Consider the following 17595-nt stretch of genomic DNA (forward strand, 5'->3'; position numbering starts at 1 on the left):
CCTTAATTATGGCAACGAGCAGTTATTTTTAGCCAATGGAGATGCTAGCGAGACTTCAGGTTGCCAAATTCGCTGCCAAATATTACCGGCATTACTAAAGCTAGGGCGCTGAGAGAGTCGCTCAAAACTACCCACTTTAATACCCGAGTCAGCTTGTTCACCTACCACAAAGTTAAATACGTATTGGCATTCCATACCCATTCTTAAATCTGACAAAATCACGTTATCGGTTTGCTGGCGAATAGAATAAAACCCTTTTGTAAACCATTGTAGCCTTTGTATGCCCCATTGGTTGTCAATAGGCTTAATTAAAGACGGTGTTGTATTGTAGGCATTTAAGGTTACATCACTGGGCGAGTCAAACACGGAGGCGTAACCCTCGTAGTAGTGACCGTCAGACATCACCACTACACGCCAAAGTAAAGTAGTGAGCGGGGCAGGCGTACTAATATAGCCGGTTGCGTTAATATCGCGATTGTTCAGTGCTGTTTTTACTGTGTCGTCAATATTGAGTTTAAACACAAAGGCAAGGCATAAATAGGCTGTGCTTAGGCTAAGTGTAATTGCATTGATTTTATAGGCTTTACTTGTGCTTATTTTAGGTAATAAAGTAAAAGCTAAACCAATTAATAACGGTAAGGTGTAAAGGGGGTCAATAATAAACATGCTGGATACCGCAAAAGGGTATTCACTTAAGGGCCACATTAGCTGAGTACCATAAACGGTGAGTGAATCTAATAAAGCATGTGTTGATAAGCACAAAAAAACTAACCAAAACCAACGAGCTTTATAAGCCTGCATGCCTGTGTGTATTTTTAATATTAGCCACACAATCAGCGGGCTTATTAATAAATGCACAAATAAAGAATGGCTAAAGCCGCGATGATAGGTAAATGCCTCTACACTACCGCCATAGGGTAAAAATACATCTAGATCGGGTAAAGTGCCTAAAATAGCGCCCCACGCAACGGCTTTTCTACCTACTTTATTGCCTAGTACCGCGTAGCCTACGGCACTGCCTAATGCGACTTGTGTTAAAGAATCCATACTACCTCATCCAAATAATGCAACTGCAGTGTTTATACTCAGCTTAATCTTAAAACCGTCAATAATGTAAATTATTTCATTAAGTTGCTCTTTAAACCCAATTTAAAAGCGATTTATAAACTTAGTCGCGGTTGTATAAAATCTAAAAATGCAACGATACGGGAAGAAACCACCCCATTTTTGTAATAAACGCCATAAATAGATTCTCGATTATTTGGGCTACTCACGCTGTGGGGTAAAGCTTCTATTAATCGTTTTTTGGCTAAATCTTCTGCAATCATAAATTGTGAGAGAAGTGCTATGCCTTGATCAGCAATACATAAATGCCTAATGGTTTCGCCGCTGCTAGCCCTTAAATCAAAGTGCAGTGATTGCTCATGCTTCAAGGGCCATTGATTAAGAGTATTGGGCTCACTGAAGCCAATTAAGTTATGGTTTTTAAGATCTGAAACTTGCTGTAACGGTGGCGCATTTTTTAAATAATCAGCGCTTGCGACCAATTTTAATTTACTTTGGCCTAATTTTCTCGCATGCAGGTTTGAATCTTTTAAGTCTCCAATGCGAATAGCTAAATCTGTTTTGCGCTCAAGTAAATCAATAATATTGTCGTGTGAGGTAATATCGAGCGTGATTTGCGGGTATTGCTTTTTAAATTCATTAACTAGTGGCGCTAGTTGATGTAAAACAAAAGGGCTTGCTGCATCTATACGCAAGTGCCCGCTAGGTGCTTGCTTAAGTAGCTTTATTGTTTCTTCCCCTAAGAGCAGCGTGTTTAAAGCCTTTCGCGCATATTCTATGTATATATGCCCTTCCTCGGTCAGTTCTAAGCGCCGAGTTGTTCTGTTTAGTAATGTGCAGTTTAGCCTGCTTTCGAGGCGAGATAGCGCTCTTGAAACCTTAGCTACATTTAAATCAAGTAAACTAGCCGCACCGGAAAAACTGCCACAATCAACAATAGTAATAAACATTTCTAGATCTTCAGTTTTAGCTTGAACAGGCATAAATTCACTCATTTATATTTGCAAAATAAACAAAAGTATTTTGCCATTTATGCTATTTATTGCAAAGGAGTTTTTACACACACTATGCATCTATATTAAAAATGAGGATGTATTTATGCCATTGGCTTTATGGGCGCTTACCTTAAGCGCATTTGCAATTGGAACAACCGAGTTTGTTATAGTGGGTTTAGTGCCAACTATTGCAAACGATTTAGGCGTGAGCTTACCATCAGCAGGCTTACTAGTGAGCTTATATGCAGTTGGTGTAGCTATTGGCGCACCGGTACTCACTGCATTAACGGGTCGCTGGAACCGAAAAGTGGTACTTATAAGTCTTATGGGCTTATTTGTTATGGGTAATTTATTAGCTTGGCAAGCGCCGAGTTACGAAACACTAATACTGGCGCGCATACTAACAGGATTAGCTCATGGTGTATTTTTCTCTATTGGCTCAATGATAGCAACAAGCTTGGTAAGTAAAGACAAAGAGGCGAGCGCTATCGCAATTATGTTTACCGGCCTTACGGTAGCGCTTGTAACGGGTGTGCCATTAGGAACATGGATTGGCCAGCACTTTGGGTGGCGTGCAACTTTTTTAGTGGTTTCGGCATTAGGTTTAATTGCGCTAATTGGCAGCGCTATTTTAGTACCAAAAAACTTAAAGCAGTCTATTCCGGCGACGTTTAAAGAGCAGCTACAGGTTATTGTTAAGCCGCGCTTATTGCTCGTTTATTTAATGACTATATTAGGCTACGGCGGTACGTTCACCGCGTTTACTTATTTAGCGCCTATATTAGAGCAGCAAACTGGCTTTGCACCATCCGCTATTGGTTTAATAATGCTGGTTTATGGTGTGTCGGTGGCTGTTGGTAATATATGGGGCGGAAAATTAGCCGACAAGCGAGGCCCAATTAGCGCACTGAGTATTATATTTAGCGCGTTAACAATTATTTTATTGGCTTTCACCTTTACTATGGAATCAAAAGTAGCCGCAGTGCTGACTATTTTAATATGGGGGGCATTTGCATTTGGTAATGTACCAGGTTTGCAGCTTTATGTAGTAAAACAGGCAAAAAAGCATACTCCTAATGCGGTAGATGTCGCATCGGGCTTAAACATCGCAGCGTTTAATATTGGAATAGCCTTAGGCTCTGTTACAGGGGGGCTTGTAGTCGAGCATATGGAACTAAAAGATACCGCATGGATTGGGGCCGTTGTTTCATTACTGGCTTTAATAGTCACTCGATACAGTGGCAGGCTAGATAAACATAATGTTCAGGCTCAATAAAGCCGAACTCATATAGGTTAGTCTTGAAATAAAAATTAATGACCTCAGTATTCGCATGAGGTCAAAATTTTAAATCAAAAAAGTAATAGGTGTATTTAGTAAACGCGTCGTTTGAATTTTAAACCTATTATTAAACAAGGATAAAGCTATGACACAACGTGTAATTGAAATGCCAGATTTAGGTATGGGTACTTTTCGTTTAGAAGGTAAAACAGCTTATGAATCTGTAAAAATGGCGTTAGAAGTTGGATTTCGCCACATTGATACCGCGCAAATATATGGCAATGAAGAGCAAGTTGGCCAAGCAATTAAAGACAGCAATATTCCTCGTGAAGAATTATTTATAACCACCAAAGTATGGAATAACAAGCTCAACAAAGCTGACTTTGTTGACAGTGTTAAATCATCTTTAGAGAAGTTACAGCTTGATTATGTCGACCTATTGTTAATTCACTGGCCAGCGCCCGCAAATAATGAACCCATGAGTGAATATTTAACCGAGCTGCTGTTAACTAAAAAGCTGGGGTTAACTAAACATATTGGTGTATCTAACTTCACCATTGCCAACTTAAATGAGGCAATGCAAACCTTAGATCCTCGCGAAATATTCACTAATCAAATTGAGGTACATCCATATTTAACCAACACTAAACTGCGCGCTTTTTGCGATCAACATAAAATTCATGTTACCGCCTATATGCCATTTGTTGTGGGTAAGGTATTAACAGATCAAACCATTATTGATATTGCTAACAAGCACGATGCAACGCCAGCGCAAGTTGTTATTGCATGGGAAAATGCCAATGGCATGACCACTATTCCATCATCGACTAAGCGTAAAAACTTAGAAGATAACTTTAACGACAAAGTTAAACTTGATGATGAAGACATAGCACGTATAGATGGCCTTGACTGCAACGACCGCCAAGCATCGCCAGACTTTGCACCGCAGTGGGATCAATAACCAAAGAGCTAAAGCTAAAACAGGTGCAGTAAAGCTGCACCTTTATTTTTTAAACAAGGAACACCCATGTTAACGGTAATTGCCACACTATCGAGTGAAAATAGCGATGCAGAGCGCCTTTTAACCGAGCTCGAAAACTTACAACAGTCCTCTCGCCAAGAAGTAGGCTGCCTGCGTTACGAGCTATCAATTAAAAGTGAGGCTGAGCAAACTAGCTATTTAGTGAGTGAGCAATGGGCGTCTAATGAGCATTTCGAAGCCCATAAAAACGCACCTCACTTTAAAGCCTTTGGTGATGCAGTCGGTGCATTTATTACCTCTACCAATATTGATGTGTATAAAACCATTGGTTAACAGCACAAAACTAATAGCCAAGTAGGAGTTGTAACTTTTATTTAATCGATAAGTCGTATTTTAAAATAAGGGCATCAATATAGCGGCTTCGTAATGTGAGTTGCTTTTCGTGATCGGCGCCATGGCTAAGGGCTTTATTTAAAAGCTTCATGGCAGGGTGAATGCGAGTGCGCTCATCCTTATCTAAACTGGCTTTGCTGCGCAGTTCGGTTATATCGTCTACTAATAATCTGCCAATATCCACAGCCACAATTTCGTCAATTAAGCCATTTTGGGTAAGCACCCCATATTTGCTGCATAGAAATTGTTGCCAAACTTGCTGTAAATGTTCTTCTATTTCACAGCCAAACAATTCTTCGTTAAATATAAAGCCTTGCTGTGCAAGCTTAGCCAAGCATTGGGAATAGTGCTGAGCAAACAAATTAAACGCCTGATTAGATGACTCAATTTTTTGCTTTATAACTCCTTGTCCCCAGTTTACGCAGCCACGGGGATAATAATCGTCGTATTCTTCACACTCATATAAGCCTGAGTAAGAGCTGCAACTCATCTGGTTTTTAATGCAATAACTTGGCTTAGGAAAAATGCTTTGAGCTTGCCAATCTTCAAGAGTTTCAGTGTCTATGTTGAGTGCTTGGCATAACTCATCAGTGTGATAAAAGTGAGTGCTTAAATAGTCAGATAAACGCATAGTGGCTCGCTTAATAGTAAAAAACAAAATACTGTTTATTTATACAGTTGTTTATTTTGTATCATCAAACCTAATAACACAAGCCATTTTATAATTAAATACTGGCTATCACTGCAAATAGCGCGGTAAATATGGTACAAATAGGCCAAGTATTAATAACAATGATTTTTTTATGCGCACCCTAGAACAAATTAAACAAGCAAGCCTTATTACTGCAATTAAAACACCTTACTTAGCCAATGGTGAGATCGATCTTGCAAAGTATGATGAACTCGTTGAAATACAAATTGCAGCGGGTGTTGACGGCATAGTTGTTGGTGGCACCACCGGTGAAGGCCAGTTAATGAACTGGGAAGAGCACTTAATGCTAATTGCGCACAGTGCCAATAAATTTGGTGATAAATTATTGATTGTAGGTAACACCGGAAGTAATAATACGCGCGAAGCAATTAAAGCAACAAGATATGGTTTTGCCAGCGGCATGCATGCCTCATTGCAAATTAACCCTTACTACGGGCGGACATCAATTGCCGGTGTTAAAGAGCACTTTAAACGAGTGCTTGATATTGGTCCGGCGTTTATTTACAACGTAGCAGGGCGCACAGGCCAAGACCTCACCCCTGATATTATTGAACCACTGGCCCAGCATGAGCACTTTATTGGTGTTAAAGAATGTGGTGGCAATGAGCGTATAGCGCACTATGAACAACAAGGTATTGCATGTTGGTCTGGTAATGATGATGAAGCACACGATGCACGCCATATCCATAAAGCACATGGTGTTATTTCAGTTACGTCTAACCTGATCCCAGGGTTGTTCCGTCAATTAATGGATAGTAAAAATGATGCGCTTAATAACTCATTACAACCATTAATGAACTGGCTGTTTTGCGAGCCAAACCCAATTGCCATTAACACCGCGATGATCATGACAGGTGCGGTTAACCCCGTTTTTAGAATGCCTTACGTGCCGCTTAACGATGAGCAACAGCAACAAGGTGAAACGCTAATTAATCAGCTTAATGAGCAAGATTTTGTCGGTAGCCGAGCGCAGTGTGTGGATATTAGTAAAGTTTTGATTTTATCTTAAACCGTTAGACTATTTATTAACTAACCTGAACTTTGGTTAAGAGATTTACTAACACATTGAATTATGGTGATATTTTAATTTATTCTCTCTAGCCAGAGATTTTCAATGAAAACAAGGCGAATTTACGCGCCAATAGCTGGCCTATTGCAAGTAAATTCAAGGCAGTTAGCGCTGAAAATAGCTGCTAGAGATAGATTTATTATCCAGAGTTCAGGTTAACTACTAAATTTTCAAAGCAGCCTACTGTAAACACAGAGGCTGCTTTTTTATATCACTGCCAATAGTAGTTGAGTTTAAGCTGCCACATAGCTGAATTGGCATGTGTTACCGCTAATCTAATATCAATATCTTGGCTAATAGGCACTGCCAGTTCTAGTTTGGTTTGCGCTGGGTTTTTAGCATTTAAGAATGACTTTTCATAGGATGCTCTGAGTTTAATACCTGAGTCAGTACCAGTAATAATCCCCACCTCTACCGACGAATCATAAAAGTGGCTATTTTTAGCTAAATCACCCAAGTAACCATTAACTAAGCTATAGGCTAAGGTGTTGTTGCTAAATTGCCAAGCTTGTCCGGCTCCCCCCATAACAAAACTACGTTTACAGGTTCTGCACAGTGCTGGTTGTCTGTCGAATCCCACATTGATTTTCCATGACCACTTAGATTCATTAGCCCAAGACAATTGGCTTGGATTGAATGACTCCAAATCTAATAAATGAATTTTGTTTATGTAAGTTTCGCCATCTGTAAACATCAGTTCGGTATCTAACATTTCTAAATTAGAAAATGGAATGCGGGCAATATCAGAGGCAAGGGTATCAAAATAGCTCAGCCTAAAACCCAGAGTGTACTGTGTTTGCTCAGCCGTGTGCATCGCAGAAATTGAGCTGTTAGAGGGCTTTTGGCCTTTATGTGGAGGCTGCTGGGTAAATTGAAATTTAACTTTGTTTTCGCCCATGGGTAGCTTTAAGCGCGCTTTGATTAGCGCATTTTTTAACTCACTTATTTTTACAGGAGTTTGCTTTTGAATTTGTTTCACTTGTACAAGTTCAAATAAAGCGCCAATAATGGCTTTTTGAGACTGCACTGGCAAAGCTAAAAACGATTCGTTTTTAAGTACTGCTGATTCGGCAAAGATTTGTTTGGCAAAGCTGAGCTCTTTTTCACTTAAAGATTGCACATATTTTGAAAATACAGTGTCGCGCGAGGGAGTAAATGTGATGTTTTTAACCGCTGATTGCCCTTGGTAAGTGGCCGAGTTTAACCTTGAAAAAATAGTGGCAGGTATTACCCAAGGAGAGCTTTCGCTAGTTAGTTGATCGCCAATAATCAACTCAACAATTTGTGCGAGATGAAACGCGCAGTTTTCATCGGCAAAGTAATAATCAAATTCAGTGCCTAAAATCTCCCATAAGTGATTAGCAATAAAAGCCACATCGCGCTCGTTTAGATTTAGGGTATATTCCCATAAATCTCTTAACTCTATTTCGCCGTAATTATGCTGGTGGCGGTAAAATAGTTGATCTGAAAAACCAGCTTTATAACCACCAAATAAGCCTTTAAGAATATAAACTATGCCGTTTTCATTGTCAGGAACATGTGCGCCATAGTTAATACTGTAATCTAATAATTTGTTTTTTGATTCGGTTGAGCGATTAAGTTTAAGTAATAAATGACCATATAACGATGCGGGGTTACTCATATAACCAGAGGCAAATACTAAACTAACAGAGTGAATTGCTTGCTGCTCTCGCCATTGCTGTAACTTTGGACACTCTGCAGCTGGTATTGAAAAGGTTAAACCTTGCTCTTTAAGCCATTGGTAACGCGCAGGGTAGCGACATTGTGTTAAGGGCTGGTTATTAAAAGCATGGATTGTTGCTTTTAACTCGGCAACCGGATCATTACGTCCGTTATCTGCGATAAAAAAGGATGCGTTAGTAATATAACTAATAGTAGTTGGTTGATTTTTGTAATGCCCTAATTTCAACCATATTGGGTGTTTTGCTAAAACAGAGATAGATTGCGTGGCAGAACTTGAGAAGGATATTAATAAAAAAACGCTAATTAAATAAAATAAAGGTTTCATTGTTTAACCAAAAAAAAGGGCTGTTAAGCCCTTTAATTATTAGATTGCAGCGCATTGAGATGAAAAGTTAGTGGTAATTTTACCTTCAACTAATTCATAAAATGCTTGTGCATTGTCTATTGGTGCGTTTGCGTAATCGCTGCGTACCGAAGTGATAATTTGTTGATGAGCAGTTACATCACAACCACGTACGTTAAGCATTGCAGAGATATACTCGCCTTCACCCTGTGCTATTTCTTGTTCTAATACAGGAAAAGTTTGTTGAATAAACTGTGCTGTTTTTACGTTAGCGCCTTCACAGCTCTCTACTGAAGAAATGTTAGACGATACCGCGGTTGTTCCTAAATCCCAAATAATATTAGAAATTGCTGCCGCAACGCCATTGTCTGGGAAAACCATTGCACCAATACCACATTGTTGCCATGGGTTGATGCCACTTTTTGCTTGTGACGGCATTGAAACGAACGCGCTTACTAATACCGCAGCAGTTAAACATCTTTTTATCATTATTAATTTCCTTTAATTTATATACACCCCACAAAACGGGCGAAGAAGTTTACCTGTTTTGGTTATTTAAATGCAAATAGTTATGTAACACAATGTAAAATAACGGTGTAAAATTTATAAAAGTGCAATAAAATCGCGAATTAACGGGAATAAATCTTGCGAGTTAATACCATTTAGCTAACTTAAACAACAGCTGATAATCGCTAATTATCCTGCATTTTATAAATTAGCGGTTTCTGGTGTTTAAAACTAACTGTTTAAGCGATTTTACTGTATAATTTGCGACCCTTGATAATGTGGCCGCAGGTTATACAGCAATGAATTTTAAATCTTTTAGTTTTGCCCCTGAACTTATTCAGGCGTTAGACGAACTTAATTACCACACCCTTACGCCCATTCAGCGCTCAGCTATTCCGGCTGTTCGTAAAGGTAAAGACGTTTTAGCAAGTGCACAAACTGGCACAGGTAAAACCGCTGCCTTTGCACTCCCTATTATTCAAAAGTTATTTGAGTCAGATTGCAGCACTACGAATGCGCCAAGCGCCTTAGTCCTTGCGCCTACGCGTGAGCTTGCAGAGCAAATAGCGAATAACTTTAAAGACTTTGCTAAGTACACTCAGTTAAAAGTAGTGAGCTTATTTGGTGGTGTTAATACCGCAGGACAAGAAATTGCACTCAAAGAAGGTGTTGATGTTGTAGTAGCAACACCAGGACGTCTACTTGATCATATTCGTTTAGGTAACTTAAGCCTTGCTCAAGTAAAACATTTAGTACTTGATGAAGCTGACCGTATGCTTGATATGGGCTTTATTAATGATATGCAAAGCGTAATAAAAAGCTGTGCAGATGAGCGTCAAATTTTATTGTTTTCAGCTACCTTCCCAGCAGCAATTAAACAGTTCGCCTCTAAAGTGTTAAAGCAGCCTGAAATTGTTCGTGTTGATCAAACTAACAGCACCGCAAGCACAGTACAGCACGTGGTTTACCCAGTAGAAGAGCGCCGTAAGCAAGAGTTGCTTTCTGAGCTGATTGGTAAGAAAAACTGGCAGCAAGTGCTAGTGTTTGTAAACATGAAAGAAACCGCAGATGAGTTAGTAACTGAACTTAACCTAGACGGTATCCCAGCGGCAGTATGTCATGGCGATAAATCGCAAGGTAATCGTCGTCGTGCGTTGCGTGAATTTAAAGAAGGCAAAGTACGCGTGCTAGTTGCAACAGAAGTAGCGGCCCGTGGTATTGATATTGACGGTTTACCGCGTGTTATTAATATTGATTTACCTTGGCTTGCTGAAGATTATGTTCACCGTATTGGCCGTACTGGTCGTGCTGGTAACCAAGGACAAGCAATTTCGTTTGTGAGTCGCGAAGAAGAAAACATGTTGTTTGAAATTGAAACCTTAATTGGCCAAAAAATTAAACGTGTTTACTTAGAAGGTTACGAAGTAAGTAATCGTGAAGTACTGATTGATAAAATTGGTAAAAAGCCAGCGCATTTACGCCGCACCCGTGCTAATAAGCCATCAGGCCAGGCTACCGGTGAAGCGAGAGCGAAAAACCGCTCGCGAATTTCTAATGTACGTAAAAGCTTAAAAGGCGAAAAGCTGTCACTTAAAAAGTAAGACAGCTAAGCCATTAAAAAACCTGAGTTTACTCAGGTTTTTTTGTGCCTAATACATTATCGATAATAGCAGCGTACGCATAAGCAGCCGCTTCATCGTTTTGATTAGCAATAACCGACAAACCAACCGGTAAGTGGCTTACTTTGCCAACCGGTAAAGTAATATGGGTCGTCCCTGCAATGGCAGGTAATGAACTGCTACTGCCTTTAAAGTTATCGCCGTTAATAAAATCGGTTTTCCAAGCCGGTGAAACGGTGGGCGCAATTACAATATCTAGCTTATTATTGCGGTATAAATTGCTAATAGCGCGCTTTGCAAGTGCGCGATATCGCGCTTTGGTGCTTTTGTATTGTTGTTTTTCACTCAAATCAACCGCGTTAGCTTGTTGTAAAATATCTTGCTCAAAGTAGGGCATTTCCTGCTGTTTATTTGCGGTATTAAATGCGATTAACTCATCTAAACTTTTTACGGTTACCTGCGTTGGTGTTTTGCTTAAGTAGTGGTTAATTTCGGCTTTAAAGTCGTAAAGTAGGATGGCGTACTCATCAATGTAAAGCGTGCTTAAGTCATCTTTTACTGTAACATTGACAACGGTATGACCTGCGTCTTTTAATGTTTGTAACTGCTTAGCGTAAAGCTTTTGTGTTGCCACAGTAAACTTACTGGCAGGTAACGCGCCTATCCTCAGTGATGGCTTAGGCGCTATGCCATCAAGTGTTCTATTTACGTTGAGTGTCGATACATCGTCTGAGTCTTCACCTTGAATGACTGATAATACCGCGAGTGCATCTTTTAAAGAATGCGCCATTGGACCTACCGAATCTTGGCTACTAGAAAGAGGGATCACGCCTGCGCGTGAAACTTGCCCCATACTGGGTTTAATGGCGTACACCCCATTAACCGAAGCAGGGCAGGTAATCGAACCATCAGTTTCTGTGCCCAGCGCTATAGGCGCAAAATTTAAAGCAACCGCCACAGCAGAGCCTGAGCTTGAACCACACGGATTACGAGTTACATCATGGGCGTTATGGGTTTGTCCGCCAATGGCACTCCAGCCAGATGACGAATACGATGAGCGAAAATTAGCCCATTCACTTAAGTTCGCTTTGCCTAAAATAATAGCGCCTGCTTGGCGTAATTGTTTAACCACAAAGGCATCTTTATTAGTAACGTTATTTTTAAGTGCTAATGAACCCGCTGTGGTGGGTAATGTACCTGTTGTTTCAATGTTATCTTTTAGTAATACCGCAATACCATGTAAAGGGCCTGCCCATTTTCCGGCTTTAAACAGCGCATCGAGTTGTTTGGCTTGTTCAATTGCAGTGGGCTCAATACTAATTACCGCATTATATTTAGGATTGAGCTCGTTTATTCTGTCGATATAAGTGCGGGTAAGCTGCTCAGCCGTGGTGGTATTATTTTTATAGGCATTGTGAATGTCACTAATGGTTTTAAGCTCTGTATTATTATCCGCTGCGTATAAATTAGGTATTGTACAAACAAATAATGTTAAAAGTAGCCGTTTTATAATCATTGTTATTATCTATTTTGTGAAAACATAGGTTATTTTTAGCACAAAAAAACCTCACGTTGTGAGGTTTTTCGATAAAGTATAATCTAATAGAGTTAAGCGTTTTCTAACATCGATAACGCAACCGCCTCAGCGGCTTTAATGCCATCAATACCCGCTGATAAAATACCGCCTGCATAACCTGCGCCTTCACCTGCAGGGTAAAGCCCTTTGGTATTAATGCTTTGGAAAGTTTTATCGCGCTTGATGCTGATAGGTGAAGACGTACGTGTTTCTACACCCGTGAGTAAGCCATCATTGGTTGAAAAGCCACGAATTTGTTTGTTAAAGGCAGGAATTGCTTCACGTAGCGCTTCAATGGCAAAAGCTGGCAGTACTTTGCTTAAATCAGTCAGTTTTATACCTGGCGTATACGAAGGCTGTACATCCCCTAAATTAGCAGACGATTTACCTTTTAAAAAGTCACCAATCAGCTGTGCTGGGGCATCATAATTTTTACCACCCAGCTCATAGGCTTGCTCTTCTAGCTTACGCTGTAAATCGATACCAGCTAGAGGATGGCCTGGAAAATCTTTTTCTGGCGAAATACCCACAACAATAGCACTGTTCGCATTTCGCTCACTACGAGAATATTGACTCATACCGTTAGTAACCACACGGCCTTCTTCAGAGGTAGCGGCAACTACAGTGCCGCCAGGGCACATACAAAAACTGTATACGGTTCGGCCATTATTACAATGGTGTACCAATTTGTAATCGGCAGAGCCCAAAATAGGGTTACCCGCGTTATCGCCAAAGCGGCACTCATCAATCATTGATTGTTTATGTTCTATTCTAAAGCCTACTGAAAAGGGTTTTGCTTCAACATAAATGCCTTTATCGTGGATCATTTTAAACGTATCACGGGCACTGTGACCAACCGCTAAAACCACATGGCGAGTTTCAAGCTTTTCACCATTAGAAAGTGTCAGCCCTGTAACTTGGCCGTTGTCTAAATGGATATCGTCAACGCGGGTGCTAAAACGAATCTCACCACCAAGTTCTATAATTCGGGCGCGCATTTTTTCAATCATGGTTACTAGTTTAAAAGTACCAATGTGCGGCTTACTAACGTATAAAATTTCTTCAGGAGCACCAGCCTCTACAAATTCAGTGATCACTTTACGGCCATAATGTTTAGGATCTTTTACTTGGCTGTAGAGCTTACCGTCTGAGAACGTGCCTGCACCCCCTTCACCAAACTGAACGTTTGATTCGGTATTGAGGGCCTTTTTACGCCAAAAGCCAAAGGTGTCTTTGGTGCGTTCACGTACCTCTTTACCGCGCTCTAAAATGATTGGGTTAAAGCCCATTTGTGCCAGCACTAAACCGGCAAATAAACCACATGGGCCAAAGCCAATTACTACAGGACGCTCTTTAATGCTGCTATTAGCGTGTGCTACAAATTTGTAGTTGGTGTCAGGGGAGACTTTAACGTGTTGATCTTTTTCAAACGAGGCTAACAGGTGTGCTTCGTTATCTACCTCAACATCAAGCGTGTAAATCAGTAAAATGGCGCTTTTTTTACGTGCATCGTAACCGCGTTTAAACACATTGTAGCTGTGTAGCTGCTCTGGACTTATATTTAATTTATTGATGATGGCTTGGCCAATAGCATTTTCGTCATGGTCAAGCGGCAGCTTTATTTCGGTTAAACGTATCATTAATATCTCTTTTGGTGTCATAGCGGAAAGTAAATACCGCTCACAATAAGGGGAGTGCACAAAGCGCTAATTTATAAGCGCCATATATTACGTTAAATTGTTCGCTTTTGGCACATATTTATTGTGTTTTGGTAAGGGTTGGGTATGATCCGCAGCTGGTAAAATTAAATATTAGGTATTAAACCACTATGGCGTTTGTAGTCACCGAAAACTGTATAAAATGTAAGTACACTGATTGCGTATCGGTGTGCCCTGCAGATGCATTTTTTGAAGGCCCTAATTTTTTGGCTATTAGCCCAATAGACTGTATTGACTGTGGTTTATGTGTACCTGAGTGTGCAGCTGATGCCATTTATCAAGAAGATGAACTACCTGAATCGCAAAAAGAATTCACCCAGCTTAATGCAGAACTGGCAGAAATATGGCCACGTATAACGCAAGTTAAACCTGCACCAGAAGATGCCGATAGCTGGAATGGTGTGGCTAATAAATTAAAACTTCTCGACACATAACTACTTCCTAAAACTTATTATTAGCTTTTTGTTAATTTTATTGCAAATTTTAACGCGCAAGTGTTAACAAACGTACCTGTATAATTTACACTCCAGACCAAAGTTTACTTTCAACAAGTAAATAAACCTAAATGGATGTTTATGCAGTACTTTATACCTACAAAAATAATAAAATTGCTGTTGTTGATCAGCTTCAGCCTTGTTTTAACTCTCAGCCCTTATGCACTTGCCGATAAGCTTAATTATCAACTTGCACACATTAATAAAAACATTGATGTAGATGGCGTGCTTAACGAGCCGCATTGGCAAGAAGCAACCCGTGTTGCGGTAAATTATCAAGATGAGCCGAATGAAAAGGGCACACCACCGGTAAAAACCGATGCGTATATTTATGACGATGGTCATAATTTGTATGTAGCTTTTGTTGCTTATGACACCGATCCGAGTAAAATTCGTGCGGCGCTTCGTGATAGAGACACGCTTTGGCAAGATGACAACGTCGGTTTGGTAATTGATACCTTTAACGATGAGCGAACTGGCTATGAGTTTTATGTAAACCCACTGGGTGCCCAAGGCGACATTCGTATGACGGATACCGACGAGTGGGTATCTGATTTATCGTGGGATGCTATTTGGGATAGTGCCGGTACCATAAACGAGCATGGTTACGTGGTTGAAATGCGTATTCCGTTTAAAGCTCTGCGCTTTGCACAAAACCAAGCCGACTCTACTTGGGGCTTTTCGATGATGCGCAACTATCAGCGTGATGTGTTGTATCAATTATCAAGTACAGGCTTTGACCGTGATATTAAATGTAGTTTGTGTCAGTTTGACAAAATAACTGGATTTAATAATTTAGCACCGAGTAAAAATCTGCAATTAACGCCAACCTTAACTGCATTAAGAAACGATCAAAAAACACAGGTACCTGGTGCCTGGGATAACGGCGATGTAAATACAGAAGTAGGGCTTGATCTGCGTTGGGGCGTCACTAAAGATGCAGTTATTAATGCCACCATAAACCCTGATTTCTCTCAGGTAGAAACCGATTCGTTAGAACTGGATGTAAATACCACATATTCTATTTATTACGCTGAAAAACGTCCATTCTTCTTAGATGGCGCATCATATTTCAAAAGTAATTTATTTGAACTGCTTTATACCCGTACCATAGCTGAGCCTAATATTGGTGCAAAGCTCACCGGTAAAACCGATAGCCACAGTTATGCGCTAATGTTTGCTGATGACGACAACAGTAATGTTTTACTGCCCAGCAACCAAGGCTCAGGCTTTGCCAGCCTAAATGATAAAACTAAGGCGGCGGTGGCTCGATACCAATATGATATTGGCCAACAAGGCACTATTGGTGTTACTTCAACACATAGAGAAAGTAGTGATTACCATAATACGGTGTTATCGGTTGATGGCAGCTATTGGTTTAATCAGTCAGATACGCTTAATTACCAAATAGCCCATGCTGATACCAACAACTCGCAGTTTTTAGTTGATAACTACAATTTAGCAGAGTCTCAGTCTGATCGGGCTTATGCATTAAAGCTGACCCGCGATAAGCGCGATTATAAGCTTTACGCTACCTATGACAATATAGGTGAGGATTACCGCACCGATTTAGGTTATCAAGAAAAAGTAGACTACGAAAAAGTAGGCTTTGGCGGCGGTCAAACTTGGTATGGTGATGAACATGATATGCTAACAACTTGGTCATACACCGCCGATTGGGATAAAACGTGGGCTCAAAATGGCGACTTGCTTGAAGAAGAATATGAAGGTTACATGACCTTTCAAGGTCAAAAGCAGTCTGTATTTGAGCTTGGTTTATTAAATCGCTATGAAAACTATAATGGCAATTTTTATAACCAAAATATTGGTTATTTATATACGGCTTTTAGACCTACTAAAGACTTAAGACTATCGTTATACGCCGAATACGCAAGCCGTATAGATTACACTAATGAGCAGCTAGGTGATGTTTTAACTACACAATCACAGGCTGTTTGGGATATTAATAATCACTGGCAGTTAGATGTTAGACATAATTATAGTCATTTAGATGATTACCAAGGGCGACGCGTATTTACCGCAAACCTTGTTGATTTTAGGCTTTATTATAAGTTTAGTATGCGCGCTATGCTTAAGTTGATTTTACAGTTTGAAGACATAGACAGAAATGAAGATGCTTATTTTTATCAGGTTAGCGAAATCAACAAAGATTATGGTAGTCAGCTGGTTTACTCATACAAAATTAACGCACAAACGCTATTTTATTTAGGTTATTCAGATAAAGGCTATCAGGATGACTCGTTAAAAAGCATTGAGCGTGACCAACGTACTTTCTTTACTAAAGTCAGTTATGCGTGGCAGTTATAACGCTATAAATACTATAAAAGCAAGATTTTGCTAGGCAATAAAAAACACGCTAACCAGTAGCGTGTTTTTTTGTGTTTACTAAATGGTAAACCTAGTTATTACAAGTCAAAAGTACGTGAAATAGCGAGTACAATTCGCTCATCTGCGTAATCGTAGTCCAAGCTGGTATTCTCAGCAGCTACTTCAATACCAAACCCTTCATAGCTTGTTTGGTAAGCTAAGCGGTAATGATGATACGATTTGTCGCCCTTAGCTTCATCCCACTGAAATTTGTTGCCATCGAGTGAGTTTGAAATATCAAAGCTGGCACGAATTGCATGATTTGGTGCAAGCTCGAAAGTGTGCGCAATCATCGAAATCACATGGCCAGTATCGTAGCCAAAGTAATCCCAGCTGTACCAAAAGTTAAGCTCTGTTTGACCGTAGTCACTGGCGTAACCAAATTTAGTATACGCTTCTGCGTAGTTACCATCGCTGTTATTACCTTGGTAAGTGTAATAAGCAATACCGTAATCAAGGCTTACTTGTTGGTTTAACTGAATGTATCGGCCTACATATGCATCTAGTTCGAAGTCGGTATCATCACCAAAATCTACGTTTGATGCCCATACACCGGCATAAACACCGTTATCGTACGCATAGTAAAGACTTGCTTGTAGCGCTGGATCGTTATCTGTTTGAGTAACACCATTAAAGGTGTAATCAGATGCAGCAGTAATTGTTGTTGACCAGTTAGCTGCTGCTGTTGTTGATAAAACAGTTAATGGTAAAGCGATAAAAAGTTGTTTTAATTTATTGTTCATGTGATTTC

At 40.0% G+C, this 17595-nt stretch carries 15 protein-coding genes; 7 read left to right on the forward strand and 8 right to left on the reverse strand.

Going from position 1 to position 17595, the window contains the following annotated elements:
* Positions 1-6 precede the first annotated feature (6 nt).
* Together AN392_RS04650 and AN392_RS04655 are read right to left on the reverse strand one after the other, a co-directional pair.
* Positions 7-1047: a metal-dependent hydrolase gene (locus tag AN392_RS04650; protein ID WP_055011986.1), complete on the reverse strand. Its 1041-nt coding sequence runs from the start codon at positions 1045-1047 to the stop codon at positions 7-9.
* 113 nt (positions 1048-1160) lie between these two features.
* Positions 1161-2048: a LysR family transcriptional regulator gene (locus AN392_RS04655; RefSeq protein WP_055012076.1), complete on the reverse strand. Its 888-nt coding sequence runs from the start codon at positions 2046-2048 to the stop codon at positions 1161-1163.
* Between the two features lie 115 nt (positions 2049-2163).
* Between AN392_RS04655 and AN392_RS04660 the strand changes: the two genes are divergently transcribed.
* From AN392_RS04660 to AN392_RS04670, 3 genes are all read left to right on the forward strand, one after another.
* Positions 2164-3336, forward strand: coding sequence for an MFS transporter (locus tag AN392_RS04660; protein WP_200908273.1), 1173 nt, complete (start codon positions 2164-2166; stop codon positions 3334-3336).
* A 148-nt stretch (positions 3337-3484) separates the two neighbouring features.
* The gene (gene dkgB, locus AN392_RS04665) at positions 3485-4300 is read left to right on the forward strand and encodes a 2,5-didehydrogluconate reductase DkgB (protein WP_055011988.1); all 816 of its coding nucleotides are present in this window, start codon (positions 3485-3487) and stop codon (positions 4298-4300) included.
* Between the two features lie 66 nt (positions 4301-4366).
* Positions 4367-4654 carry a putative quinol monooxygenase gene (locus AN392_RS04670; protein ID WP_055011989.1) on the forward strand — a complete coding sequence of 96 codons (288 nt, stop codon included), beginning with the start codon at positions 4367-4369 and terminating at the stop codon, positions 4652-4654.
* Between the two features lie 37 nt (positions 4655-4691).
* On the opposite strand, the gene AN392_RS04675 is transcribed toward AN392_RS04670, so the two are convergent.
* Positions 4692-5345: a DUF6058 family natural product biosynthesis protein gene (locus AN392_RS04675; protein WP_055011990.1), complete on the reverse strand. Its 654-nt coding sequence runs from the start codon at positions 5343-5345 to the stop codon at positions 4692-4694.
* A 172-nt stretch (positions 5346-5517) separates the two neighbouring features.
* Between AN392_RS04675 and dapA the strand changes: the two genes are divergently transcribed.
* Positions 5518-6435, forward strand: a complete 918-nt coding sequence (gene dapA / locus AN392_RS04680) for a 4-hydroxy-tetrahydrodipicolinate synthase (RefSeq protein WP_055011991.1) — start codon at positions 5518-5520, stop codon at positions 6433-6435.
* Positions 6436-6706: 271 nt separating this feature from the next.
* On the opposite strand, the gene AN392_RS04685 is transcribed toward dapA, so the two are convergent.
* On the reverse strand, positions 6707-8524 hold the full coding sequence (locus AN392_RS04685) for a DUF4105 domain-containing protein (RefSeq protein ID WP_055011992.1): 1818 nt from the start codon (positions 8522-8524) through the stop codon (positions 6707-6709).
* Positions 8525-8563: 39 nt separating this feature from the next.
* Entirely contained in the window at positions 8564-9031 is a 468-nt protein-coding gene (locus AN392_RS04690; protein WP_010388962.1) for a DUF3015 family protein, read from the reverse strand.
* Between the two features lie 317 nt (positions 9032-9348).
* Here AN392_RS04690 and AN392_RS04695 point away from each other — a divergent pair, with 317 nt between their 5' ends.
* Positions 9349-10650: a DEAD/DEAH box helicase gene (locus tag AN392_RS04695; RefSeq protein WP_028834771.1), complete on the forward strand. Its 1302-nt coding sequence runs from the start codon at positions 9349-9351 to the stop codon at positions 10648-10650.
* A 28-nt stretch (positions 10651-10678) separates the two neighbouring features.
* Here the strand turns inward: AN392_RS04695 and AN392_RS04700 are convergent, their stop codons facing one another.
* A complete protein-coding gene (locus AN392_RS04700) occupies positions 10679-12184 on the reverse strand; it encodes an amidase family protein (protein ID WP_055011993.1) in 1506 nt (501 codons plus the stop codon).
* A gap of 92 nt (positions 12185-12276) precedes the next feature.
* A complete protein-coding gene (locus AN392_RS04705) occupies positions 12277-13884 on the reverse strand; it encodes an NAD(P)/FAD-dependent oxidoreductase (RefSeq protein ID WP_055012077.1) in 1608 nt (535 codons plus the stop codon).
* A gap of 188 nt (positions 13885-14072) precedes the next feature.
* Between AN392_RS04705 and fdxA the strand changes: the two genes are divergently transcribed.
* Entirely contained in the window at positions 14073-14396 is a 324-nt protein-coding gene (fdxA, locus tag AN392_RS04710; RefSeq protein WP_010388957.1) for a ferredoxin FdxA, read from the forward strand.
* Between the two features lie 141 nt (positions 14397-14537).
* On the forward strand, positions 14538-16784 hold the full coding sequence (locus AN392_RS04715) for a carbohydrate binding family 9 domain-containing protein (protein ID WP_055011994.1): 2247 nt from the start codon (positions 14538-14540) through the stop codon (positions 16782-16784).
* A 98-nt stretch (positions 16785-16882) separates the two neighbouring features.
* Here AN392_RS04715 and AN392_RS04720 read toward each other — a convergent pair whose 3' ends face one another.
* Positions 16883-17587 carry a TorF family putative porin gene (locus AN392_RS04720; protein WP_055011995.1) on the reverse strand — a complete coding sequence of 235 codons (705 nt, stop codon included), beginning with the start codon at positions 17585-17587 and terminating at the stop codon, positions 16883-16885.
* Positions 17588-17595 lie beyond the last annotated feature (8 nt).

It is taken from the genome of Pseudoalteromonas sp. P1-16-1b (assembly GCF_001401785.1).
GTDB classification, from domain to species: domain Bacteria; phylum Pseudomonadota; class Gammaproteobacteria; order Enterobacterales; family Alteromonadaceae; genus Pseudoalteromonas; species Pseudoalteromonas undina.

Coding starts and splice junctions, on each gene's coding strand:
- AN392_RS04685 (WP_055011992.1), bottom strand. CDS start 8,524: ATGAAACCTTTATTTTATTTAATTAGCGTTTTTTTATTAATATCCTTC.
- AN392_RS04715 (WP_055011994.1), top strand. CDS start 14,538: ATGCAGTACTTTATACCTACAAAAATAATAAAATTGCTGTTGTTGATC.
- AN392_RS04690 (WP_010388962.1), bottom strand. CDS start 9,031: ATGATAAAAAGATGTTTAACTGCTGCGGTATTAGTAAGCGCGTTCGTT.
- AN392_RS04700 (WP_055011993.1), bottom strand. CDS start 12,184: ATGATTATAAAACGGCTACTTTTAACATTATTTGTTTGTACAATACCT.
- AN392_RS04695 (WP_028834771.1), top strand. CDS start 9,349: ATGAATTTTAAATCTTTTAGTTTTGCCCCTGAACTTATTCAGGCGTTA.
- AN392_RS04720 (WP_055011995.1), bottom strand. CDS start 17,587: ATGAACAATAAATTAAAACAACTTTTTATCGCTTTACCATTAACTGTT.
- AN392_RS04670 (WP_055011989.1), top strand. CDS start 4,367: ATGTTAACGGTAATTGCCACACTATCGAGTGAAAATAGCGATGCAGAG.
- AN392_RS04660 (WP_200908273.1), top strand. CDS start 2,164: ATGCCATTGGCTTTATGGGCGCTTACCTTAAGCGCATTTGCAATTGGA.
- AN392_RS04650 (WP_055011986.1), bottom strand. CDS start 1,047: ATGGATTCTTTAACACAAGTCGCATTAGGCAGTGCCGTAGGCTACGCG.
- AN392_RS04705 (WP_055012077.1), bottom strand. CDS start 13,884: ATGATACGTTTAACCGAAATAAAGCTGCCGCTTGACCATGACGAAAAT.
- dapA (WP_055011991.1), top strand. CDS start 5,518: ATGCGCACCCTAGAACAAATTAAACAAGCAAGCCTTATTACTGCAATT.
- AN392_RS04675 (WP_055011990.1), bottom strand. CDS start 5,345: ATGCGTTTATCTGACTATTTAAGCACTCACTTTTATCACACTGATGAG.
- fdxA (WP_010388957.1), top strand. CDS start 14,073: ATGGCGTTTGTAGTCACCGAAAACTGTATAAAATGTAAGTACACTGAT.
- dkgB (WP_055011988.1), top strand. CDS start 3,485: ATGACACAACGTGTAATTGAAATGCCAGATTTAGGTATGGGTACTTTT.
- AN392_RS04655 (WP_055012076.1), bottom strand. CDS start 2,048: ATGCCTGTTCAAGCTAAAACTGAAGATCTAGAAATGTTTATTACTATT.